The sequence below is a fragment of the Methylibium petroleiphilum PM1 genome, from assembly GCF_000015725.1.
GTDB classification, from domain to species: domain Bacteria; phylum Pseudomonadota; class Gammaproteobacteria; order Burkholderiales; family Burkholderiaceae_C; genus Methylibium; species Methylibium petroleiphilum.
This window is the reverse complement of record NC_008825.1, coordinates 2,438,135-2,461,189: the sequence shown is the minus strand read 5'-3', so window position 1 is coordinate 2,461,189 and position 23,055 is coordinate 2,438,135. Positions and strand designations below refer to the sequence as shown.

Sequence of the window (23,055 nt, the reverse complement as noted above, 5' to 3'; positions counted from 1 at the left end):
GCCGATGCCTAGCGCTCGCGTTGGCTCCAGCCCCGCTGCCCCCCCTCGCCGCCGCCGCCGCGGCGCTCACCGCCCCCGGCGCCGCGCTGTTCGTTCACCGATTCGCGCCCGCGTTGCTGCTGTTGCTGGAGGGGCTGGCGTGGTTCGCGGGCCTGGGGCATCGGTTGCGGCGGGGGATTGGGCACCACCACCTGCGGACGGGGAAGGGCCTGCGGTGCGGGCACCGGCACCGGCCGCGGGATCGCCTGGGGAGAGGGCGTGGCCTGTGGCAGCGAGAGCTGCGGTCGGGGCACGGGCTGCGTGGGCGCCGCACCCCCAGCGTCGGGTCGTGGGATGCGCTGGCCGTGCGGGCCGCGCTCGGCGCTGCCGGGGTCGACGTAACTGCGGCGGCCGCGATCGTCGCGGTCGTCACCGCGCGGTGGGCCGGGTTCTCGCTGGGCCGAACGTGGGCGGTCGGCGGCGTCACGTCCGTCCTGCATGGAACCGGTCCGTTCACCCGGCACGATCGCCGGCCGAGGTTGCGGGACCACCGGGGTCCGCTGCACATTCGGAGGTCCGGCCGCCGGGATACCGCGGCCCGGGACCGGCATCGCCGCAGTCGGTTCGCCCTCGTCACGGCGACGGTCCTGGCCCATCGGCGGCGGACGTTGCGCCGAGCCGCCTGGGGCAGGGGTCATCGACGGCGCGTCGTCTCGCGTGCCGTACACCGGCGCGCGCCGGGGCTCCTGAGGACGCTGCGCGCGGCCCGGTGCCGGCAGCAGCGCCGACGGCAGGCCGCTCGCCGCACCGCCAGGGCGGCCAGCCGGACCTGGTACCGCGCCGCCCGGACGTCCCGGCGGATTGAGGCTGGCCGCGACCGGCTGCAACCGGGCCATCTGGCCGGGCGTCAGGTCGAGGCGGTCGCGGCCGATCGGCCGGGCGTTGCGGAACTGGTCCTCGCTGACCATGGTGACGGCGTCCGGGCGCTGCGCATAGCGGTACGACGGCCGCTCGACCGGTGTGGGCCGCGTGGCGCGCCGGTCCCCGGGGCCGTGCGGCGGCGGGTTGACGACGTTGATGACGTTGATCTGCTGCACGTAGCGCGGCGAGTAGCGGTAGGGCGGGTAGTACCACTCGCGCGGGCCGAGCGGGAACCAGCCGACCGGCGCGCCGCTGCCGAAGCCGATGCTCAGGCTGACATTGCCCGAATGGGCGCCGACGTAGCCCACCAGCGCCGGCGCATACACCGGGCGCGGCACGATGGGGCCGGGCACCCAGCCCCAGCTGCCGCCGATCAACGCCCAGCGGCCATAGTGGAAGGGCGCGAAGCCCCAGGGCGCGTCGTCGACCCAGGTCCAGCCCCAGGGCCGCACGTAGGCCCAGTGCCCGTAGCGGTAGGGGGCCCAGCCGTAGGGCAGGCCGCGCGGGTACCAGACGGCGCCGTAGTCCGGCGCGGTGGTCCAGTAGCCGTGCTCGTCGAGCGCCTCGATGCCGGTGGTCTCGGGCGAGACATAGCGCGCGGAGGCCAGGCGGTCCTGATCGCGGTCGCGTGCCTCGGCCCACGCATCGAAGTCGTCGCGCTGGCCCATCGCGCGCAGTTGCAACTCGCTGCCGCCGTTCTCGACCAGGCTTTCCTGGCCCGATTCCAGGTTGAAGGCGTTGTTCGGCGTCACCACGCGCAGCCGCCCGGACAGCGCGCGCACGGTGTAGGCGCGGCGGTCGGGGTCGTAGCCGACGCGGTAATCGCCCGGGCCCTGAGCCTCGGCGCGCACGCCGTCGGCCGAGAAGCTGAAGCTGTCGCCGGTGGCCAGGCTGCGCACCCGGGCCCGCACGGTGCCCTGGGCCACGTCGATCGCGATGCCGTGGTCGTCGAGCTGCGAGAACACGGCCTGCGTGTTGCCGTCCAGGCGCACCGAACTGCTGCCGATGCGCACCTCGGCCTGGCTGCCGGGCGGCACCCACAGCGAGGTCTCGCTGGTGATGGGCTGGTTGAGCTTGGCCGGATCCCAGGCCGCGCCCGCCTCGGGCGAGCTGTCGACCGGCCCGCGCAGCGCGCTGATGCTGCCCACGCGCGCGGGGGGATCGGCCGGATCGGTCTCGGCCAGCGTGGGCCCGGCCAACAGCAGGCCCGCGCACAGGCCGGCCATCAGGCGGCGGCTGAGGGCGATCAGGGTAGGGTCCATGCGCATCACGTAGTCACCTCGGGCCGCGGCGCGGCGTCTGCTGTCTAACGCATGAGACCCCGGATCGGTGCATCGGTTGCGCCGGCCGGCTTGAAAAGAATTGCAAACGAGCTTGCGAGGCGCACAAAAAAACCGCGGCAGGCCGCGGCTTTCGGACAGGCAGCGCGCCGGAACGCGCTACCGGAGCGGGGTCATCTCAGATCACCGCGGCAATCGCCTTGGCCACCGCGTCGAGGTTGTGCTGGTTCAGCGCCGCCACGCAGATGCGGCCCGAGTCGACGCCGTAGATGCCGAACTCGCTGCGCAGGCGCTGCATCTGCGCCGCGTTCAGCCCGGAGTAGCTGAACATGCCCTGCTGCGTGGTGATGTAGCTCAGGTCACCCTTCACGCCGGCGGCCTGCAGCTTCTCGACCAGCGCGACGCGCATGGCCTTGATGCGCTGGCGCATGCCGGCCAGTTCTTGCTCCCACTGCGCGCGCAGCGCCGGGGTGGTGAGCACCGTGGCGACCACCGAGGCGCCGTGCGTCGGCGGGTTGGAGTAGTTGGTGCGGATCACGATCTTCAGCTGGCTCAACACGCGAGAGGCCTCTTCCTTGCTCGCGCACACCACGCTCAGCGCACCGACGCGCTCGCCGTACAGCGAGAAGCTCTTGCTGAAGCTGGTGGAGACGAAGAAGTCCAGGCCCGAGGCCAGGAACTGCTGCACCACTGCGCCGTCCTCCGCGATGCCCTGACCGAAGCCCTGGTAGGCCATGTCGAGGAAGGGCACCAGACCGCGCGCCTTCACCGCGGCGATCACCTGCTCCCATTGCGCCGCGGAGAGGTCGTAGCCGGTCGGGTTGTGGCAGCAGGCGTGCAGCACGACGATCGTGCCGGCGGCGGCGGTGTTCAGCGCGCCGAGCAACCCGTCGATCGCGATGCCGCGCTGCGCGGCGTCGTAATAGGGATAGGTGCCGACCGTGAAGCCGGCGTTGGTGAACAGCGCACGGTGGTTCTCCCAGCTCGGGTCGCTGATCAGCACCTGCGCGTTCGGGTTCAGGCGCTTCAGGAAATCGGCCCCGACCTTCAGGCCGCCGGTGCCGCCCAGGCCCTGCACGGTGGCGATGCGACCGCTGGCGGTGGCGGCGTCGCCGAACACCAGGCCCTGCACCGCCTTGTCATAGGCCGCGATGCCGTCGATCGGCAGGTAGCCGCGCGCCTTCGGCGCCTCGAGCATCTGGTGTTCGGCCGCGGCCACGCACTTCAGCAGCGGCAGCTTGCCGTTCTCGTCGTAGTACACGCCGACACCGAGGTTGACCTTGGCCGGGTTCGGGTCGGCGTTGAACTGCTCGTTCAGGCCGAGGATCGGGTCGCGCGGAGCGAGCTCGACGGATGCAAACAGAGACATGGAGAGTTCCAGCGAAGTTGGAGGGACGGGGCGTTCACAGGGTTAGTGCGGCCCTAGATCAATTTTAGGCGCTGCCTATTCGAGCCCGTCTGGAGCAGATGATCCGGTCTGGCACAGGACCCGCGAACCCGCGCGAAAGTCGCTGCAAAACGCTCGGGATTTCCACCGAGCCAAGTCGGGAGCGTCTCCCGTATCGCCGGCCTGCGCCTCGCTCCTAGCATGCGACGCCTCTCGTTCCAGAGCCCTGTACGCAGGCCGTTTTCCCCTTGTCGCCCCCGCCCGCATGAGCGTCCGATCCCGAGCCCGAAAGCACCGCCTGACGCCACTGAAGCGCGCGGTGCTTTCGTTGGCGACACTGGCCTCGCCGTTGTCGACGCTGGCCCAGCAGGCGCCCGCGGCCGCGGCCTCGGCGCCCGAAGCCGCCCCGTCCGATGCCGCCGTGCGGCTCAACCCCGTGCTGGTACCGGGCAAGCGCGCCACCGACGTCGGGCCGATGCCGGGCCTGGCGGTCACGAAGGACCAGATCCCCGCGAACATCCAGAGCGCGACCAAGGAGCAGATCAAGGAATCGCGGGCGCTGAACATCGGCGACTACATGAACACTCAGCTGCAAGGGGTTAGCGTCAACGACTACGCCGGCAACCCCTTCCAGATGGACGTGAACTACCGCGGTTTCACGGCCAGCCCGCAGATCGGCACGCCGCAGGGCCTGTCGGTGTTCTTCGACGGTGTGCGGGTGAACGAGCCCTTCGGCGACGTGGTGAACTGGGACCTGATCCCGCTCAACGCGATCGAGCGCTTCGACCTGTTCCCCGGCAGCAACCCACTGTTCGGGCTGAACACCCTGGGCGGCGCGATCTCGGTGCGCAGCAAGAACGGCTTCACCGCGCCCGGCGTCGAGGGTGAGCTGCTGGCCGGTTCCTGGGGCCGCCGGCAGGTCAAGCTGAGCGCCGGTGGCAATGACGACACGCTGGGCGGCTTCGTGGCCTACACCGGCTTTCGCGAGGACGGCTGGCGCGACAACTCGCCGTCGCGCGTGCACCAGCTGTTCGGCCGCGGCGACCTGCGGCTGGATCGCGGCTCGCTGTTCGCCAGCGCGCTGTTCGCGAGCAACGAGCTGATCGGCAATGGGCTGATCCCTCTGTCGCTGTACGAGCAGCGCGCCGAGACCGTGTTCACCTCGCCCGACCGTTCCGACAACCGCGTGCTGCAGCTTGCGCTCGGTGGTCAGTTCGACGTCTCCGAGCGCTTCAACATCACCGGCCAGCTCTACACCCGCAAGAGCCGGCGCGGCGGCCTCAACGGCGACATCTACGAAGGCTTCGACGACATGATCGGCCTGCGCGGCGGCTACTTCGATCCGGACAATCCGGCAGCGGGCGTGCAGCCACGCAACGGCGCCTACTACAACACGCCCGGCGTGATCACCGGCACGCCGATCGGCCTGCTGACGGACACCGCACTGGATCAGCGCACGCACGGTGCCTCGCTGCAGTTCAACTGGAACCTGCCGACGCGCAGCGTGATGGTGGGCGCCTCGATCGACCGCAGCCGTTCGACCTACTCGATGTTCCAGCGGCTCGGCCTGATCGACGCCACGCACGGCGTCTATGCGGACCCGGCCGCGCTGCCGGCGTTCATCGCCGCGCAGATGGACATTCCGGGCAACAACTTCGAGGGCACGTCGACCACGAAGAGCCTCTACGCCAGCGACACCTGGACGCTGGCACCGCAGCTCACGCTCACCACCGCCGCGCGCTACAACCACACCACGGTCGACAACCAGTTGCTGACGCGCACCGTCGAAGGCCTGGTCGATCTGCACGAGCTGCCCGCCAACTACGACAACGCGCAGACGCTGACGGCCGAGAAGTTCAGCTACCGCTCCCTCAATCCGTCGATCGGACTCAACTGGCTGCCGGCACCGGGCCTCAACACCTTCGCCAACGTGAGCCGTGGATCCCGCACGCCGTCGGTGGTGGAGCTCGGCTGCGCCTTCGACGACACGCCCACGCCGGTGACGCTGCCGGGCGCGACGCCGAACGACCCGCCGGTGGTGATCGGCACCACCGCGCGCAGCCTGCTGGGGCCGGGCTGCAACCTGCCGACCACGCTGTCCGGCGACCCCTACCTGCCGCAGATCCGCTCCACCTCGTTCGAGCTCGGCGCGCGCGGTCTGCTGTCGGCGAACTGGGAGTGGAACGCAAGCCTCTTCCGCACCGACCTGAAGGACGACATCTACTACGTCGGCGTGGGGCAGGGCCGCAGCTACTTCGACACCATCGGCAAGACGCGCCGCCAGGGCCTCGAGCTGGGCCTGCAGGGACGCACCGGCGCGTTCGACGTGAAGGCGAGCTACTCATACACGTCGGCGACCTTCGAGTCGCCGTTCTACATGACGAGCCCGCACAACAGCAGCGCGGACTTCGACCAGAACTCGCGCACCCAGGCCGACCTGGGCTACCGCGACTACCAGCTGCTGCCTTCGCCCGGCGCGTCGCTGAACGGCGGGCGCGGCACCTACCACCAGATCCTGGTGAAGCCCGGCGCCCGCATGCCGGGCATCCCGGCGCATGCCCTCAACTTCAACCTCGGCTGGCGCGTCACGCCGTCGTGGAAGCTCGGGCTGGGCATGCAGCTGCGCTCGATGTCCTACGTGCGTGGCAATGAGAACAACCTGCACCGCCCCGGCGGCACGGACCAGGAGACCGGCCAGTACTACTGCTCGACCAACGTGCAGACGCGCGCCTGCGACCAGAGCGATGGGGGCTACATCCAGACCCCGACGCGACCGGGCCGCACCTTCACGCAGAAGGGCACGGTGCCGGGCTTCGCGGTCTTCAACCTCGACACCAGCGTCGTCGTCACCAAGGGCTTCACCGTCGTCGCCCAGGTCACCAACCTGTTCGACCGCCGCTACGTCACGGCGGGCAACCTGGGCGTGAACCCGTTCTCGCCGTCGACCGTGGGCGCGATCGGCGCGAGCGGCTGGAACTACAACTCGGCCGAGTGGCAGCCGTCGACCTTCGTCGGTCCCGGCGCGCCGCGCGGCATCTTCCTGGGGCTGTCCTATGCGCTCGGCGCGGATTGAGGCGGGCGCTTTGCGCGCCGTGCACGTGGTGCTCGACCTGATTCGCGGCCGTCGCGGCGCGTCACGGGCTTGCGCGTGCGCGTGCGCGGTGCTCATGTCGGCCTGCGGCGGCGGCACCACCGGCGACACCGACGAACAGCCGCCCGCGGTGCGCGCCGAACTGGCCGGGGTCGTCAGCCCGGGATTCGACCTGGATGCACAGATCCCCGAGCCCGGCAGTTCGCCGATCACCGGCCGCATCGTCGTCTCGGTCAAGGGCAGCCGCGGGATCATCCGCACCAGCGACAGCTTCGGCGCCGGCCCGGCCGACGAGCACCGCACCAGCCTGGCCGAGCTGGACGCGCCCTACATGCTGCGCTTCAGCCTGGTCGACGGCAGCTTCCTGGTGTCCGTCGCCACCGAGCCGGGCCGCGCCAACGTCACCGCTCTCACCACCCTGCTGGTCGCACAGCTGCTGGGTGCCGACCCGGCGACGGCCTTCGACAACTACAGCGCTGCCTCGACCGCCAACATCGCGCGCATCACCGATGCGCGGATCGCCGAGGCGCAGACCGCGGTGACCACCTACCTGCAGAACGTGCTGGGCATCCCGGTGCGGTCCGGCAGCGCGAGCTTCACCCAGGTGGCGTTCGAGGCCAAGGACGGTGATCCGATGTACGACACGATGGTCGCGCTCAATGCGAAGCTCGCCGCCGACGGGATCACGCTGACCGACCTGTCGCAGACCATCGCGGCCCAGGCCCGCCTGTGCCTCACCGAATCGATCACGATCAGCCTCGGCGGCTCCACGAGCCGCTTCTGCACGGCGTCGAAGAGCGGCCTGCCGGAGACGGCCGACCCCACGGTGATGGCCTACGTGTTCACCGACCCGAACGGCGCCACGCTGACGCTGCGCGTGCGCGGCAACGACCTGCTCACCGAACGCTACGTCACAGCGGAAGGCGCGGCCTACGACTGCAGCGCGGCGGGCTGCACCGGGCTCGTGCTCGGCGCACCGGCTGGCGACCTCAGTCGCCCGGCCACCTTCACCGACGCGCGGATCGGCGCCGCGACCTTGAACGGCAGCCTGACGCTGCCGGCGCCAGGCCCCGCGATCCCGGTGCTGCCCTGCGACAACAACCGCTATGCGCTGGTATATCCGGACTTCAGCTTTGCTGCCGAATGCGTCGATGCCAGCGATCCGTTCGGCATCGGCGGCATGTTCGGTGGCGACGCCGGCCTGCCACGGACCGCCGTCACGTTCGGCAGCGCCCTGTCCGTGTACTTCGAGGACGGCAGCCTGCTCAGCATCACGGCCTTGCAGCCGCTCACCGACCCGGGCACCGGCCAGCCGGTGTTCTTCAAGTGCGTGGGCGCCGAATGCGCGGGCGCGGTTCTCGGTGAGCCGGAACTCAACTACGACTATGGGCCCGAGCTCACCCTGCGCAGCCTGACGCTCGCCGGTGTGCAACTGCGGGCGCTGAATGCCGACGGTACGGCGGCCGCCCTCGGCGCGGCGACCTTGCAGGGCACGTTCCTGACGATCGAGTACATCCAGCCGCCACCGACGCTGAACGACTGCGCGGGTGCGACGGACCTCGTCGAAGGCCAGCTCAGTTTCCGCGCGGACCCTGTTCGCATCTGCCCCAATCCCGTCAGCGGCGTCAAGAACACGTTCGTGGCGCCCGACGGTGAACTGACCCTCAATGTGACCGGCTCGACGCCTGATGGGTCCGGCCTGCCTTCGCCGATGCTCGGGGTCGTCGTGCCGGCCGGCGGAGGGGGCGCGCGGATCTCGCTTGTCGACGCGCAGCAGTACGCCTGCACCGGTGGATGCACGGGGATCACCGTGGGGGCACCCAATGTGGCCGGTGAACGGCAAGTGACGTTCAGCGGCGCGGTTCTGCGCGAGATCGAGTCTGCCAATCTGCCCGGCACTAGAACGATCACCTTGAACGGAAGCTTCGTCGCGCCGCCGCCCTAGTGCGCCGCGCGCGACGGTCTGCAGGGAAGGGCGGATGACAGATCAAGGGGCTTCCCGCGAGGCGGGAGGGTGGCATCCGCCGGAAGGGCCGGCGGGTGTGGCGTTCCAACGGAGAGAGGAGACCGACATGAAGAAGAGATTGCCGCTGCGGCGGCGTGGCATGGCCATGGCCATCGGCCTGGTGCTGGCCGGTACGGGCGCGGCGCAGGCCGCGGGTTTCGAGACGCTGAGCGCAAACGGCGCCAACGTGCTGAAGACCTGCAACCCGACGAGTTCGAGCGGCGTGACGACCTGCAAGGTCACCAGCCTGCCGGGCGAGAGCGGCTTCGATCTGGTGGCGTCGCGCTCGGCGCCGATCATCATCAATGGCGTGAGCGTGGGCACCCAGCTCGAGAAGGTGTGGCGGCACTGCACCGACAAGAAGCTCTTCATCTTCGGCGTGCGCGTGCAGATGAACGCGAACCAGTGGGACGAGACGGGCGCCGCCTTCAACGTCAACGACGTGCTGCGCCAGGTTCGCACCGACAAGGCGGTGGAAGTCGCCTATTTCGCGGGCAGCCCGGCGGCGACCAAGCTGCTCAAGGCCGCCGGCCGCACCTTCGCGGGCCTGAACGAGTACGACACCGCGAAGCCGCCGCGCAACAACGCCTGGGTCGATTTCCGCATCGACGCCAACGCCGCCGAGGCGAGCGGCCCGAGCAGCCCGAACTCGCCGTGGCTGCTGACCAAGACGCGCGCTCCCGAGGGCTACAGCCTCCAGGACTTCGCGTTGCGTCTGCTGAACTCGGAGAACGAGGACGTCGACCAGAACAGCATCTACGCGCTGGGCTACCAGCCGGTGTGCACCAGCGAAGCGTGCGCGCCCGAAGAGGACGACGACGACTGACGCGTCGCGGACCCGAGAGCAACCCACAACAGGAGACCACCATGCATATCCGTTCTCACCTGACCGCGCTGGCGGCGGTCGCCGCCGTGTTCGGCGTCGCCATGCCCGCCCAAGCCCAATGGGTGTCGCTGCCGACCTCCGGCACGATCCTGCAGACCGTCAACCCGAAGACCGTCGTCTCGCCGACGCCGGCGACCTGCACCAACACCGGCGTGGCGCCGACCGGCGACCAGTTGCCGGTCGAACAGCAGTCGGCGTCGCTCGCCACCGGCAAGTTCACCGGCCTGCCGGGCAGCGCCGCGATGCCGGGTTATGCGTCGACGCCGGTCGCCGCGACCTCCTACACACTGCAGACCGGCAGCCCGGCCAAGACCGTGGGCACGCTGTACGACCGGGTCTACTGCGCCGGCTCGGGCACCACCACCTGCAATGCCAGCAAGGTCTACGTGTTCGCCACCCGCGCGATCCTGAACACCACGGTCGCCAACCCGCCCAACCTCACCTTCGAGATCAACGACTTCTTCCGTACCGTGCCTTCGACCGCCACCGTCGAGGCCGGGTACTACATGGGCACGAGCGGCACCAGCGTCGACACCGGGCTGTCGACCAAGTACGTCGAGTACGTGGGGCGCACGAACAGCGGGCTCAACCAGACCATCACGCGCGACAACACCAAGGTCGCGTTCCGCACCGACGTCAACGCCAGCGATCCGGAGCGTTGCGAGCCGTACTCGAAGAACAACCCGATCAGCGCCTGGGTCTACCACCGCGTGACCTGCCCGAACGGCGTGGAGACGGCGCCGGCCAACATCACTTTCAAGACGCGTGTACGCGAGGGCGGCGAGGAGGGGCAGCCCATCATCAGCATCAGCACCAGCGGCTACGTCTGCAAGCCCTGAGGCCAGAAGCCGGAAGCGGGTGAGGGGAGCGAGGCCCTCGACGTTGACATGAGCAGGAACTCCCTCTGGTTCGACGAGCGGCCACGCCACCTGGGGTGGCTGCTCCTGCTGCTGCCGGTGCTGGCGGTGTTGCTGGTGGCCGTCGGCACCAATCTCTGGCGCGATCAGCCCTCGCCGGCGACGGTGCCGGCGGTGGCTGTGTCGCCGCGAGGTCCGGACGTGGCGGTGCGGGTCGGGCTGCCGATGCAGCCCGGCGTTCGCATCGACGCGGGCGGCACGGCCGCGCCGGCAAAGCCTGCGCTTCCGAATTGCCCTTACCAGCAACTTGATCTCGTGACGGCGCACGGCAAGGTGCAGCGGGCCTGCGTGGCGACCACCCGCACGCTGCAGAGCGGCGACCTGCGCAGCTACGTGCTCGAACCGCAGGGCGTCTCCGACTGGACGCTCCGCGTGGACAGCGGGGACGGACGGGTGATGGCGGCCAGCCTGTCAGCGCCCGGTCGCGGCGACTACCGCTGCGAGGAAGACACATGCGCCGGCTTCTCGATCGGCCCGCGCGACGCGCACGGAGGGCGCACGCTGGTAGTGAGCCGGGCCGTGCTCACGGCCGAGGACGGCGTGGCGATGCACCTGAGCGCCAGCCTCAAGGCGCCCGGTGACCAGCAGGATGCCGACCTGGCCTGCAACGAGCCCGGCATCGCCATCGTTGAGCGTAGCGGCGCGGTGCTCACGCTGTGCCCCTCCGGCGGCGGTGGCGTGGTCCGCCTGGAGCACGAGCGCCGCCTCTACAGCCTGCGCGGTGCGGCCGGCGACACGCTGTTGGTCGGGGTGGACGCCGGCGGCGCGGTCGATTTCGTGCAGATCGGTGCCCTCGAGTGCCAGGGACTGGCCTGCTCTGGCGCCACGACGCAGCCGGGAGACGACCCGGCGAGCGAAAGTGGCCGCCGGTTCAGTTTTTCCGGCACCACCGTGACCGACGGGCTGCGCGGCGGTGCCGCGGCCCTGTTGAACGGCAGCGCGGTGCTGCCTCCGTTCTGACGCTGACGATGATCTACCTCCCACGCTGGCTCGACGACGAGCTCCATGGCCGCGGTTGGGTGCTGGCCGCGGTGATGCTGTCGGCCCTGCTGTTCTCCGGCTGGCTGGTGTGGGCGCGCTGGAGCCAACCGGCTGACGCCGTCCAGCGGGTCCGGGTGGAGACGGCAGCGCCTCAGCCGGCTCCGCTCGCGCTGCCGGTCGTGGCCGACCCGGTGGCCGTGCCGGCATCTGCGGCGCCCGCCGCACTGCCGTCCTGCCCGCATCAGCACGTCGACATCACCGGCGCAGATGGCCTGCTGCAGCGCGGCTGTCTGTCGGCGACGCGCACGCGCCAGAGCGGCAGCGTGCGCAGCTACGGGACGCAGGCCGAGGGCGTGTCGAACTGGCACATGACGATCGACGCCGCCGGGGGGCAGGTGATTTCGGTGCGCCTCAGGCAGGGGGCGATCGGCACGTCGCCCGAGCGTCTCTATGTCTGTGACGGTGTGGCCTGCCAGGGCGCATCGCTGGCCACCCCCGATGCCAACGGCGCACGCGCGCTGACCCTGGACGACACCCGGCTGCAGGCCCTGCCGCCCGGCCAGCGTTGGCGACGGCCCTTGCCCGGCGCGAGGCGCAGCCCGGACCTGGCCGCCGCTGGCAGTGCGGCCGGGCAGGCCCGTCCCACGGTGAGCGTGAAGGCCGTCCTGAGTGCCCAGCCCGATCGCAACGACTCGGCGCTGGCGTGTGCCGGGCGTGGCGTGACGATCGTGAACAACCAGGGCGCCGTGATCGATTTCTGTGCCCTGGGGGGGGCCGGCTTCGAGGTGGCCGATGACGGCCCCACGCGCTTTGCCTTCCGTGACCTGGAAGGCCGCGCGCTGGCGGTGGCCGTGGGCTCCGACGGCACGATCGATGGCGTGACGCTGGGCACGCTGTCGTGCCGGGACACGCGTTGCGGTGGCGTGTCGATGAGCGTTCGCGGAGATGCCGGCAACCCGGCGGCCGAGCGGAGCTTCGCGTTCTCCGGCACCACGCTCTACGAGGCCGGCACCGGCCGGCCGGCCGCGACCTTGAATGGCGGCGTGACGATGCCATCCCAGGAGTGAACCGGGCGGCGGCATCGGGGAGGGCGCGACTGGTGACCCGCGGGTGACCCCGGCATCCCGCTTGCTGTAGGCTGGCGGATTGGCCCGGCCCCGCTCGGGCCGCCGCAACCACCCCGCTCGAACCGGGGCCCACGATGCCTGAGCCTGCCCACGTCCTGCCCGTCACCCCCGAAGCCCCGGCCGCGCTGCCCGAGGGCGAGTTCGTCTCGTTCCCCGATTCGCCGTTCCAGCTGTTCCAGCCCTACCCGCCGGCCGGCGACCAGCCGACCGCGATCGGGCAACTGGTGGACGGCATCAACGACGGCGAGGTGTTCCAGACGCTGCTGGGCGTGACCGGCTCGGGCAAGACCTTCACGATGGCCAACGTGATCGCGCGGCTGGGGCGGCCGGCGATCGTGTTCGCGCCGAACAAGACGCTGGCGGCTCAGCTGTACAGCGAGTTCCGCGATTTCTTCCCGAAGAACGCGGTCGAGTACTTCGTCAGCTACTACGACTACTACCAGCCCGAGGCCTATGTGCCGCAGCGCGACCTGTTCATCGAGAAGGACAGCGCGATCAACGAGCACATCGAGCAGATGCGGCTCTCGGCCACCAAGAGCCTGCTGGAACGGCGCGACGTGATCATCGTCGCCACCGTGTCGGCCATCTACGGCATCGGCAAGCCCGAGGACTACACGCAGATGCGGCTGATCGTGCGCGCCGGCGGCAAGCTGGGCCAGCGCGACCTGATCGCGCAGCTCATCCGCATGCAGTACAAGCGCAACGAGACCGATTTCGCGCGCGGCACCTTCCGCGTGCGCGGCGACACGGTGGACATCTTCCCGGCCGAGCACTCCGAGCTGGCGATCCGCATCGAGCTCTTCGACGACGAGATCGAGGCGCTGTCGCTGTTCGATCCGCTCACCGGCCAGATCCGCCAGAAGGTGCCGCGCTTCGTGGTCTACCCCTCCAGCCATTACGTCACGCCGCGCGAGCAGGTGCTCGCGGCGATCGAAGGCATCAAGGAGGAACTGCGCAACCGCCTCGCCGAGTTCGTGGCCGACGGCAAGCTGGTGGAGGCGCAGCGCATCGAGCAGCGCACCCGCTTCGATCTCGAGATGCTGCAGGAGATCGGCCACTGCAAGGGCATCGAGAACTACTCGCGCCATCTGGCGGGTTCGGCGCCGGGCGAACCACCGTCGACGCTGGTGGACTACCTGCCCAAGGACGCGCTGATGTTCCTGGACGAGTCGCACGTGCTGATCGGCCAGCTCGGCGGCATGTTCAATGGCGACCGCGCGCGCAAGACCACGCTGGTCGAGTACGGCTTCCGGCTGCCGAGCGCACTGGACAACCGGCCGCTGAAGTTCGAGGAGTTCGAGACGAAGATGCGCCAGGTGGTGTTCGTCTCCGCCACGCCGGCCACCTACGAGCAGGAGCACGCCGGCAACGTGGTCGAACAGCTGGTGCGGCCCACCGGGCTGGTGGACCCGGTGGTCGAGGTGCGGCCCGCCACTCATCAGGTCGACGACGTGCTGCAGGAGATCCGCGATCGCGTCGACGCAAACGAGCGCGTGCTGATCACCACGCTCACCAAGCGCATGGCCGAGCAGCTGACCGACTACCTGGCCGACAACGGCGTGAAGGTGCGCTATCTGCACTCCGACGTGGATACCGTGGAGCGGGTGGAGATCCTGCGCGACCTGCGGCTCGGCAGCTTCGACGTGCTGGTGGGCATCAACCTGCTGCGCGAGGGCCTCGACATCCCCGAGGTCTCGCTGGTGGCCATTCTCGACGCCGACAAGGAAGGCTTCCTGCGCTCCGAGCGCTCGCTGATCCAGACCATCGGCCGCGCGGCGCGCAACCTCAACGGGAAGGCCATCCTCTACGCCGACAAGATCACCGACTCGATGCGGCGGGCCATCGGCGAGACCGAGCGCCGGCGCGAGCGCCAGATCGCCTTCAATGCCGAGCACGGCATCACGCCGCGCAGCATCAACAAGCAGGTCAAGGACCTGATCGACGGCGTGTATTCCGAGAAGAGCCGTGGCGACGACCTGAAGGCCGCGCAGGCGGCGGCCGAGATCGAGTCGATGAGCGAGAAGGACCTGGGCAAGCGCATCAAGCTGCTCGAGAAGCAGATGCTGGAGCACGCCCGCAGCCTGGAGTTCGAGAAGGCGGCACGGGTGCGCGACCAGCTGGCGCTGCTGCGCGAGCAGGCCTTCGGCGGCGCCGGTCACGACAACGTGCTGCCGCTCGTGTCAGGCAAGAGCGGGTCTGCCCGCTGACCCGTGGTCGCCGCGTCTCCGATAATCCGCACGGGATAGTCAACGGGGCCGTTCGAGCCCCGCCCGTGCGGCCCGGCCGCGCTCTTGCAGGAGACTTGTCGTGGGCGATCCTCTGTCGCTGCTGAGATTCAGTGCGGCATCCGGGCACATCTGGCTCGACGAGCAGCGCATGCTGCTGCTGCACGCGCGCGCGCTGGCCGCGCTGCGCAAGGAACTGTTCGACTCCCTGGGCGTCGAGCGCGCCCGAGGCCTGCTGGTGCGCATGGGCTTCGCTTCCGGCCGTCACGACGGCGAGCTGGCGGTCAAGCAGCGCGGCAGCGGCAAGAGCAACGAGGAGGCCTTCCTGCTCGGGCCGCAGCTGCACGCGCTGGAAGGTGCGGTCAGCGTGGAGAAGGTGGCGCTCGAGATGGACCTCGCCACCGGCCACTTCTTCGGCGACTTCCTGTGGACCAACTCCTGGGAGGACGAGGCCAACATCGCCGATTTCGGCTTCGGCGAGGAGCCGGCCTGCTGGACGCAGATCGGCTACGCCTCGGGCTACACCAGCGCCTTCATGGGCCGGCTGGTGGTGTTCAAGGAAATGGAATGCCGCAGCCAGGGCGACAGCCGCTGCCGCATCATCGGCCAGCCAGCCGAGGCCTGGCGCGACGAGGCCTATCTCAGCTACTTCCGCCCGCAGGTGATCGGTCAGCAGCTGATCGACTACAGCATCGGCCTGGAGCAGCTGCGCGCGGTGCAGGCGAGGCGGCAGTACGACCGCAAGCTGATCGGCGTGTCGCCGGGCTTCCGCGCCGCCTTCGAGCTGCTGCGCAGCGCGGCCGGCAGCGCGATCACCGTGCTGCTGCTGGGCGAGACCGGCGTGGGCAAGGAGATGTTCGCGCGCTGGCTGCACGAGAACGGCCCGCGCGCCGGCGGCCCGTTCATCGCGGTGAACTGCGCTGCCATCCCGCACGAGCTGATCGAGGCCGAGCTGTTCGGCGTGGAGAAGGGCGCCTACACGGGGGCACAGCTGGCGCGCGCCGGGCGCTTCGAGCGCGCCAGCGGCGGCACACTGTTCCTCGACGAGGTGGGCGACCTGCCGCTGGCGGCCCAGGTGAAGCTGCTGCGCGCGCTGCAGACCGCCGAGGTGGAGCGGCTCGGCTCCGAGCACGCCACCAAGATCGACGTGCGCATCGTTGCGGCCACCAATGTCGACCTGCAGCAGGCGATGCAGGCCGGCCGCTTCCGCAGCGACCTGTTCTACCGGCTCAACATCTTCCCGATCACCATCCCGCCGCTGCGCGAGCGCACCACCGACATCCCGGCGCTGATCGAGCGCTTCCTGGAGAAATACGGTGAGCTCTACAACAAGAAACTGCGCGGCCTGACCGACAAGGCGATGCGCCAGGTGCTGAGCCACGCCTGGCCCGGCAACATCCGCGAGCTGGAGAATGTGATCGAGCGCGCCGTGCTGCTGGCGCCGGCCAACGGCCCGATCGAGGCCTGTCACCTGTTCGGTGAACCGGCGCTGCGCGCCAGCGAGGGCAGCCTGGATGCGAAGGGCCGCGTGACCGAGGTCCACCCCGACGCCCTCGGCCGCCTGTGCGACGAGGCCTTCGAGCACCACATCGACCTCGAGTCGCTGGAGCGCCGCATGATGCAGGCGGCGATGCAGCGCGCCAAGGGCAACCTGTCGCAGGCCGCGCGCCTGCTCGGCATCACCCGACCGCAGCTGGCCTATCGGCTCAAGAAGGAAGGCCTGCCGACCGGCTGAACTCGCTCCGCCGGCCCGTGGCTCGAGCCGCCCCGTCGCCTCCCGGCGGCCGGGCGGCTTTTTCGTGTGCGCCGGCACTTCACCAAATGATCAAGCTGCGCTGCAGCAACTGATCAGCTCCGTATCCGGGGCAACCCTGGGTTCGCGCTGGCGCCGGCTTCGAGGGCTTGTGAATCAAGCACTTAGCGCAATTGGCACGGCCGTTGCCCTTATCAGTCCGTCCAGGCGGTTCGCCAGGGCCGAAGTGATGGATTGAACAAATGAAGCTCGCGCTCCCCAAGACTGCCCGGTCGTCGTCGGGCTCGGCGGCCCGGATGACCGGCCAGCCCTGCTACGTGCGCGTCACCGGCACCCTGGACGAGCGCTTCGTGGAGTTCGAGTTCGCGATCGGCGACCCGGAGCTGTCGGTCGAACTGGTGATGCAGTTCGAGCAGTTCCGCGAGTTCTGCGCGACGCACGAGGTCACCCACCTCAGCGCCGAAGAAGGCGCGCGGCTGGACTTCGAGCGCATGAAGTGGCGCTTCGGCGCCCCCGGCATCACCGACTGATCGAGATCGATCGCCAACCAGACAGCAGACAGAGCACCACAGGAGACAAGGCCGTGCAAGTCGACATCAAGACCACCGACATCCATCCGGTCCGCCAGACCTTCGCGCATGTGGCGCGTCGTCTGGGTGCGGACAAGCCCGCGTCGCGCTACCAGGAGGCGACGCTGGACATGCAGCCGACCACCAACTGGCACTACCGGCCGCTCTGGGACGCGGAGCATCACGTGTTCGACGTGCGTCGCTCCAGCATCGTGATGGCCGACTGGTACACGTTCAAGGACCCGCGCCACTTCTACTACGGCGTCTACACGATGGCGCGCGCCAAGCAGCAGGAGGGCGTGGACAAGCAGTTCGAGTTCGCCGAGAAGCGCAACCTGCTCGGCCTGCTCGACGACGCGGCGCGCGATTCGCTGACCCGCGTGCTGGTGCCGCTGCGCCATTACGAGTGGGGCAGCAACATGAACAACACCTACTGCTGTGCCTACGGCTACGGCACGGCCGTCACCCAGGCCTGCTCGTACGCGGCGATGGACCGGCTGGGCATCGCGCAGCAGCTCTCGCGCATCGGCCTGCTGCTCGACGGCAGCCAGGGCAGCTCGCTCGACGCCGGCAAGATCGCCTGGCTGTCGGACCCCGCCTGGCAGGGCGTACGCCGCGTGATGGAGAACCTGTTCGTCACCAAGGACTGGTTCGAGCTGTTCGTCGCGCAGAACCTGGTGTTCGACGGCCTGCTGTACCCGCTGATCTTCCGCCACTACGTCGATGAGGTCAGCCCGCGCACGGGCAATGCGCTGGCGATGCTCACCGAGTTCATCAACGACTGGTATGCGGAAAGCGCACGCTGGGTCGATGCCACCGTCAAGACGGCGGCCGAGGAGTCGCCGGCCAACGCCGCGCGTCTGGCCGAGTGGGTGGGCATGTGGCGCGACGAGGTGCTGCGCGCACTCGGACCGCTGGCCGCGCTGGCGCTCGGCGAGCAGGGCACTGCGGCGCTCGCCGACGTGCGCGCCGAGTTCGATGCCCGCGTCGCGCGCCTGCGTCTCGCAGCCTGATCGCGCCCCAGACCCGACCACCGAGGACACCCCATGAGCTCCAACGCCCCCACCGCTCCCGCCGCCGGCGCTTCGCGGCAGCCCGTGTTCATCTCGCTGCAGACCAACGACATCTCGCGCGGCATCGTCGACGCCATCGTCGCCGACAACCCCGAGGCGACCGTTTCGGAGTACCCGGCGATGGTCAAGATCGACGCGCCCGGGCGTCTCGTGATCCGCCGCGAGTCGGTCGAGGAACGGCTCGGCCGGCGCTGGGACGTGCAGGAACTGCACCTCAGCCTGATCTCGCTGTCCGGAAACATCGACGAGACCGACGAAGAGTTCACCCTCCAGTGGGGCGCGCGCCGTTGAGCCGCCCGCCCGCCGAAACATTCCCCCTCAGCAGCAGGAGATCCGCATGAGCCAAACCGCCGCCAAGCCCGGCAAGCGCCTGGGCATCAAGGAACGCTACGCGATGATGACGCGCGGCCTCGGGTGGGAGACCACCTACCAGTCCATGGACGACGTGTTCCCGTTCGACAAGTTCGAGGGCATCAAGATCCACGACTGGGACAAGTGGGAGGACCCGTTCCGCCTGACGATGGACGCGTACTGGAAATTCCAGGGCGAGAAGGAGAAGAAGCTCTACGCGATCATCGACGCGTTCCAGCAGAACCAGGGCCAGTTCAACATCAGCGACCCGCGCTACCTGAACACCCTGAAGCTGTTCCTGACCGGTGTGTCGCCGCTGGAGTACGCCGCGCACCGCGGCTACGCGATGGCCGGCCGTTCGTTCCGCGGCGTCGGCGCGCGCGTGGCGGCGCAGATGCAGTCGATCGACGAGCTGCGCCACGCGCAGACGCAGATCCACACCATCAGCCACTTCAACAAGTACTTCGACGGCCTGCACGATCCGCAGTACATGCACGACCGCGTCTGGTACCTGTCGGTGCCGAAGTCCTACTTCGAGGACGCGATGACGGCCGGGCCGTTCGAGTTCGTGACCGCGATCTCGTTCTCGTTCGAGTACGTGCTGACCAACCTGCTGTTCATGCCCTTCATGAGCGGCGCTGCCTTCAATGGCGACATGGCCACGGTGACCTTCGGCTTCTCGGCGCAGAGCGACGAGTCGCGCCACATGACGCTGGGCCTCGAGGTGGTGAAGTTCATGCTCGAGCAGGACCCGGACAACGTGCCGATCATCCAGAAGTGGGTCGACAAGTGGTTCTGGCGCGGCTACCGGCTGCTGACGCTGGTGTCGATGATGATGGACTACATGCTGCCCAAGCGCGTGATGAGCTGGAGCGAGGCCTGGGAGATGTACTTCGAGCAGAACGGCGGCGCGCTGTTCGAGGACCTGGCGCGCTACGGCATCCGCCTGCCGAAGTACCACGAGGTCGCCAAGGCGGAGAAGGGTCACCTCTCGCACATCGCCTGGGCCACCTTCAACAACTACGGCCACGCCGCCGACTTCAACTCCTGGGTGCCGCAGCCCGACGAACTGGACTGGCTGAGCCAGAAGTATCCGGACACCTTCGATGCCGTCTACCGCCCGCGCTTCGAGTGGCTGGCCGCATACGAGAAGGAGCACGGGAAGATGTGGCGCAACGACACGCTGCCGCTGCTGTGCCAGGTGTGCCAGGTGCCGTGCATATTCACCGAGGTGTCGGACCCGACGCGCATCAGCCTGCGCGAGACCTCGTACCACGGCATGAAGTACCACTGCTGCTCGGATGGCTGCATGGACATCTTCAAGGACGAGCCCGAGAAGTACGTCCAGGCCTGGATGCCGGTGCACCAGATCTACCAAGGCAACTGCTTCCCCGAGGGCACCGACCCGACGGTGCCGGGCTTCAACCCCTTGGCCGCGGTGCTCGACTACTACCACATGAAGCCGGGCGCCGACAGCGGCGACTTCAACACCTCGCCCGACCGCCACAACTGGGAACGCTGGACCGGCCAGGACCTAACGCCGCCTGCCGCCGAGCCCAAGGCCGCCTGAGGAGCCCGCCATGCCCACCATCGCCCTGAAGCCCGGCTACTCGGGCCCCGTGGAGGACACCGAGGACAAGTTCCACGGCAACCGCCTGCTCTACATCTGCTGGGACGAGCACCTGCTGTTCTGCGCCCCGGTGGCGCTGCCGCTGCCGGCCACCATGCCGTTCGGCGCGCTGCAGTCGCAGGTGCTGCCCGGCATCTACGGCAGCCACCCCGACTTCGCCCAGGTCGACTGGTCGAAGGCGGTCTGGACGCATGGCAGCGAGCCCTTCCAGCCCGACCCGGAGAAGTCGCTCGCGGACAACGGCCTGGTGCACAAGTCGGTGATCCGCTTCCGCACGCCGGGGCTGCACGGCATCCAGGGCTCGCGCAGCTGAGAGAGAGGCGCCCATGAGCTTTCAGATCACGATCGAGCCGCTGGGCCAGGCGGTCGCGGTGCGCGACGGCCAGACCGTGCTGGATGCCTGCCTGCGCGCCGGCGTCTGGCTGCCGCATGCCTGCGGCCACGGCGTGTGCGGCACCTGCAAGGTCCAGGTGCTCGAGGGCGAGTGCGAGCACAACGAATCGTCGAGCTTCGCGCTGATGGACTTCGAGCGCGACGAGGGCAAGATCCTCGCCTGCTGCGCGACGGCCAGCACCGACATCGTCGTCGAGGCCGACATCGACGAGGACCCCGACGCGCAGTTCCTGCCGCTGGAGGACTACCGCGCCGAGCTGGTGGAGGCGCGCATGCTCACGCCCACCATCCGTGGCCTGTGGCTGAAGCCCGACCGCCCGGTGTCCTTCCAGGCCGGCCAGTACGTGATGCTGCAGGTGCCAGGCGTCGAAGGCGAGCGCGCGTTCTCGATCGCCAACAGCCCGGACGAAGCGCTGATCGAGCTGCACATCCGGCGCGTGCCCGAGGGCCGCGCCACCGGCTGGCTGCACGACACGCTGCAGGTCGGGCAGACGCTGCACTTCACCGCGCCGAGCGGCCGCTTCTTCGTGCGCAAGTCGGCCGGACTGCCGCTGATCTTCGTGGCCGGAGGCTCCGGGCTGTCGAGCCCCAAGTCGATGATCCTCGATCTGCTGGCCGAAGGCAGCACGTTGCCGATCACGCTGGTGCAGGGCGCGCGCAACGAGGGCGAGCTCTACTTCCGCGAGCTGTTCGAGCAGCTGGCGCAGAAACACCCGAACTTCAACTACGTGCCGGCGCTGTCGGACCTGCCGGCGGACACGGGCTGGAGCGGTGCGCGCGGCTATGCCCACGAAGCGCTGAAGGCGCGCTTCGAGGGCGACTTCCGCGGCCACCAGGCCTACCTGTGCGGGCCGCCGCCGATGATCGAGGGCTGCATCGCCACGCTGATGCAGGGCCGCCTGTTCGAGCGTGACATCTACACCGAGAAGTTCTTCACCGCGGCCGACGCGGCGAACGCGGCGCCGCGCAGCCCGCTGTTCAGGAAGCTCTGAGCGTGGCGCTTCGATGAACTCAGCGGCCCTGCCATTCCCTGGAGAACGCCCGGACCACGTCGACGAAGGTGGCGAGGATGGGCGACGGATCGTCGCGCCTGTGGATGCAGGCGAGCTCGATGTCCTTCAGGTAGCGGCAGTTGAGCGGCCGGTACACCACACCGGGCAACTGCAGGCTCGCCGTCGATTCCGTCGCTATGCACAGCCCGAAGCCGCCGGCCACCAGCGCCACGCAGGTCAGCACGTCCTCCACCGACTGCGCCACGTTCATGCGCACGCCCTCGCGATGGAACGCGGCGGCCACCTGCTGGGCCAGGCCCGGCAGCGGCGAGTTGGGGTAGAGGATCAGCGGTTCGGCGTCCATGTCGCGCAGCGTGATCTCGCGCTGTTCGCACAGCCGATGACCCTTGTAGAGCCCGACCACCAGGCGCTCGCGCAGCACGGTCTCGATCACCAGGTCGGACTCGCGCGGGAACAGGCGGTTGAAGCCCACCGTGATGCGGCGGTCGCGCAGGGCCTCGATCTGCTGCGCCTTGCTCAGGTGGTGCAGCTCGATCTCGACCGTCGGCCGCTCGGCGTGGAAGCGCGCCAGCAGCCGCGGGATCACGTCGAGCACGCCGGAGCCGAAGATGCCCACGTCGATGCGGCCGATCATGCCCTTGCCGGCGAGCTGGGTGCGCTCCTTGGCGCGGCCGGCCAGCGTCAGCAGGTTGGGCACCTCGTCGAGCAGCACCTGACCGGCCTCGGTCAGCTCCACGCCCTTGGGCGTGCGCACGAACAGCGCCGTGCCCAGTTCCTCCTCCAGCGTGCGGATCTGCCGGGTCAGCGGCGGTTGCGCCATGTGCAGCCGCTCGGCGGCGCGGCGGAAGTTCCGTTCCTCGGCCAACGCCAGGAATTCGCGCATCTGTCTCAGTTCCATCGGAGCGCTCCGTGTCGGTTTGCCAATACTGGATTGGTATCGATTCTGCGAAAAGCAGTATTGGACAGTATCGGACGCGAACCCTATCGTTTCAACCGTTCGGTCGTGATGCAGCGCGTGCAAAGACACGTGGCACCGGCCGCACGGTCAGGAGACAAGGCATGAACAGCGCACCGCGGCGCGAGCAGGTCTGAGGCAGGCCATGTCGCACTACGAGGTTCACATCGACAACACCGGCGAGGCCTATGGCTGCGCCGATACGCGCACGCTGCTCGAAGGCATGGAGGCGCTGGCGCGCCGCGGCATCCCGGTCGGCTGCCGCGGCGGTGGCTGCGGTGTCTGCAAGGTGCGCATCGAGACCGGCACCGTGCGCACCGAGAAGATGAGCCGCGCCCACGTCAGCGTGGCCGAGCAGGCGGCCGGCTATGTGCTGGCCTGCCGCGCCTACCCGCAGAGCGACCTGCGGCTGTGCGCCGTCGAGAAGATGGCGCGCTGCATCGAGCGCAGCCATGCCCGTTCCTTCCTCGACGCTGCGCGTGCCGCGCAGCGATCGACGACTTCCTGACCGCGACCCAC

At 69.3% G+C, this 23,055-nt stretch carries 18 protein-coding genes; 15 read left to right on the top strand and 3 right to left on the bottom strand.

Annotation, left to right across the window (positions count from 1 at the left end):
* Positions 1-8 precede the first annotated feature (8 nt).
* Both MPE_RS11580 and MPE_RS11575 read right to left on the bottom strand, forming a co-directional pair.
* Positions 9-2,162 carry a DUF6600 domain-containing protein gene (locus tag MPE_RS11580; protein ID WP_148210936.1) on the bottom strand — a complete coding sequence of 718 codons (2,154 nt, stop codon included), beginning with the start codon at positions 2,160-2,162 and terminating at the stop codon, positions 9-11.
* Between the two features lie 196 nt (positions 2,163-2,358).
* Entirely contained in the window at positions 2,359-3,549 is a 1,191-nt protein-coding gene (locus MPE_RS11575) for an amino acid aminotransferase (RefSeq protein WP_011829886.1), read from the bottom strand.
* A 337-nt stretch (positions 3,550-3,886) separates the two neighbouring features.
* On the opposite strand from MPE_RS11575, the gene MPE_RS11570 reads away from it, so the two are divergent.
* The 14 genes from MPE_RS11570 to MPE_RS11505 all read left to right on the top strand — a co-directional run bounded on the left by MPE_RS11570 (position 3,887) and on the right by MPE_RS11505 (position 21,560).
* Entirely contained in the window at positions 3,887-6,640 is a 2,754-nt protein-coding gene (locus tag MPE_RS11570; RefSeq protein WP_237706315.1) for a TonB-dependent receptor, read from the top strand.
* 88 nt (positions 6,641-6,728) lie between these two features.
* A complete protein-coding gene (locus MPE_RS11565; RefSeq protein WP_158304616.1) occupies positions 6,729-8,603 on the top strand; it encodes a hypothetical protein in 1,875 nt (624 codons plus the stop codon).
* A gap of 127 nt (positions 8,604-8,730) precedes the next feature.
* Complete coding sequence (locus MPE_RS11560; RefSeq protein WP_036231169.1) at positions 8,731-9,489, top strand: hypothetical protein; 759 nt, start codon at positions 8,731-8,733, stop codon at positions 9,487-9,489.
* A 41-nt stretch (positions 9,490-9,530) separates the two neighbouring features.
* Complete coding sequence (locus MPE_RS11555) at positions 9,531-10,388, top strand: hypothetical protein (RefSeq protein WP_036231166.1); 858 nt, start codon at positions 9,531-9,533, stop codon at positions 10,386-10,388.
* 48 nt (positions 10,389-10,436) lie between these two features.
* Entirely contained in the window at positions 10,437-11,426 is a 990-nt protein-coding gene (locus MPE_RS11550; protein WP_011829882.1) for a hypothetical protein, read from the top strand.
* A gap of 8 nt (positions 11,427-11,434) precedes the next feature.
* Positions 11,435-12,514 carry a hypothetical protein gene (locus tag MPE_RS11545; RefSeq protein ID WP_011829881.1) on the top strand — a complete coding sequence of 360 codons (1,080 nt, stop codon included), beginning with the start codon at positions 11,435-11,437 and terminating at the stop codon, positions 12,512-12,514.
* A gap of 134 nt (positions 12,515-12,648) precedes the next feature.
* A complete protein-coding gene (uvrB, locus tag MPE_RS11540) occupies positions 12,649-14,781 on the top strand; it encodes an excinuclease ABC subunit UvrB (protein WP_011829880.1) in 2,133 nt (710 codons plus the stop codon).
* A 100-nt stretch (positions 14,782-14,881) separates the two neighbouring features.
* Positions 14,882-16,534, top strand: a complete 1,653-nt coding sequence (locus MPE_RS11535; RefSeq protein WP_011829879.1) for a sigma-54-dependent Fis family transcriptional regulator — start codon at positions 14,882-14,884, stop codon at positions 16,532-16,534.
* A gap of 260 nt (positions 16,535-16,794) precedes the next feature.
* Complete coding sequence (locus MPE_RS11530; RefSeq protein WP_011829878.1) at positions 16,795-17,082, top strand: phenol hydroxylase subunit; 288 nt, start codon at positions 16,795-16,797, stop codon at positions 17,080-17,082.
* A gap of 53 nt (positions 17,083-17,135) precedes the next feature.
* Positions 17,136-18,134 carry an aromatic/alkene monooxygenase hydroxylase subunit beta gene (locus tag MPE_RS11525; protein WP_011829877.1) on the top strand — a complete coding sequence of 333 codons (999 nt, stop codon included), beginning with the start codon at positions 17,136-17,138 and terminating at the stop codon, positions 18,132-18,134.
* A gap of 33 nt (positions 18,135-18,167) precedes the next feature.
* A complete protein-coding gene (locus MPE_RS11520) occupies positions 18,168-18,485 on the top strand; it encodes an MmoB/DmpM family protein (RefSeq protein ID WP_011829876.1) in 318 nt (105 codons plus the stop codon).
* Positions 18,486-18,531: 46 nt separating this feature from the next.
* Positions 18,532-20,115: an aromatic/alkene/methane monooxygenase hydroxylase/oxygenase subunit alpha gene (locus MPE_RS11515; RefSeq protein ID WP_011829875.1), complete on the top strand. Its 1,584-nt coding sequence runs from the start codon at positions 18,532-18,534 to the stop codon at positions 20,113-20,115.
* 10 nt (positions 20,116-20,125) lie between these two features.
* Positions 20,126-20,488, top strand: a complete 363-nt coding sequence (locus MPE_RS11510) for a phenol hydroxylase subunit P4 (protein ID WP_011829874.1) — start codon at positions 20,126-20,128, stop codon at positions 20,486-20,488.
* A gap of 13 nt (positions 20,489-20,501) precedes the next feature.
* A complete protein-coding gene (locus MPE_RS11505; protein WP_011829873.1) occupies positions 20,502-21,560 on the top strand; it encodes an NADH:ubiquinone reductase (Na(+)-transporting) subunit F in 1,059 nt (352 codons plus the stop codon).
* Positions 21,561-21,579: 19 nt separating this feature from the next.
* On the opposite strand, the gene MPE_RS11500 is transcribed toward MPE_RS11505, so the two are convergent.
* Entirely contained in the window at positions 21,580-22,479 is a 900-nt protein-coding gene (locus tag MPE_RS11500; protein ID WP_011829872.1) for a LysR family transcriptional regulator, read from the bottom strand.
* Positions 22,480-22,681: 202 nt separating this feature from the next.
* Here MPE_RS11500 and MPE_RS11495 point away from each other — a divergent pair, with 202 nt between their 5' ends.
* On the top strand, positions 22,682-23,044 hold the full coding sequence (locus tag MPE_RS11495; protein WP_011829871.1) for a 2Fe-2S iron-sulfur cluster-binding protein: 363 nt from the start codon (positions 22,682-22,684) through the stop codon (positions 23,042-23,044).
* The last annotated feature ends 11 nt before the right edge of the window (positions 23,045-23,055 follow it).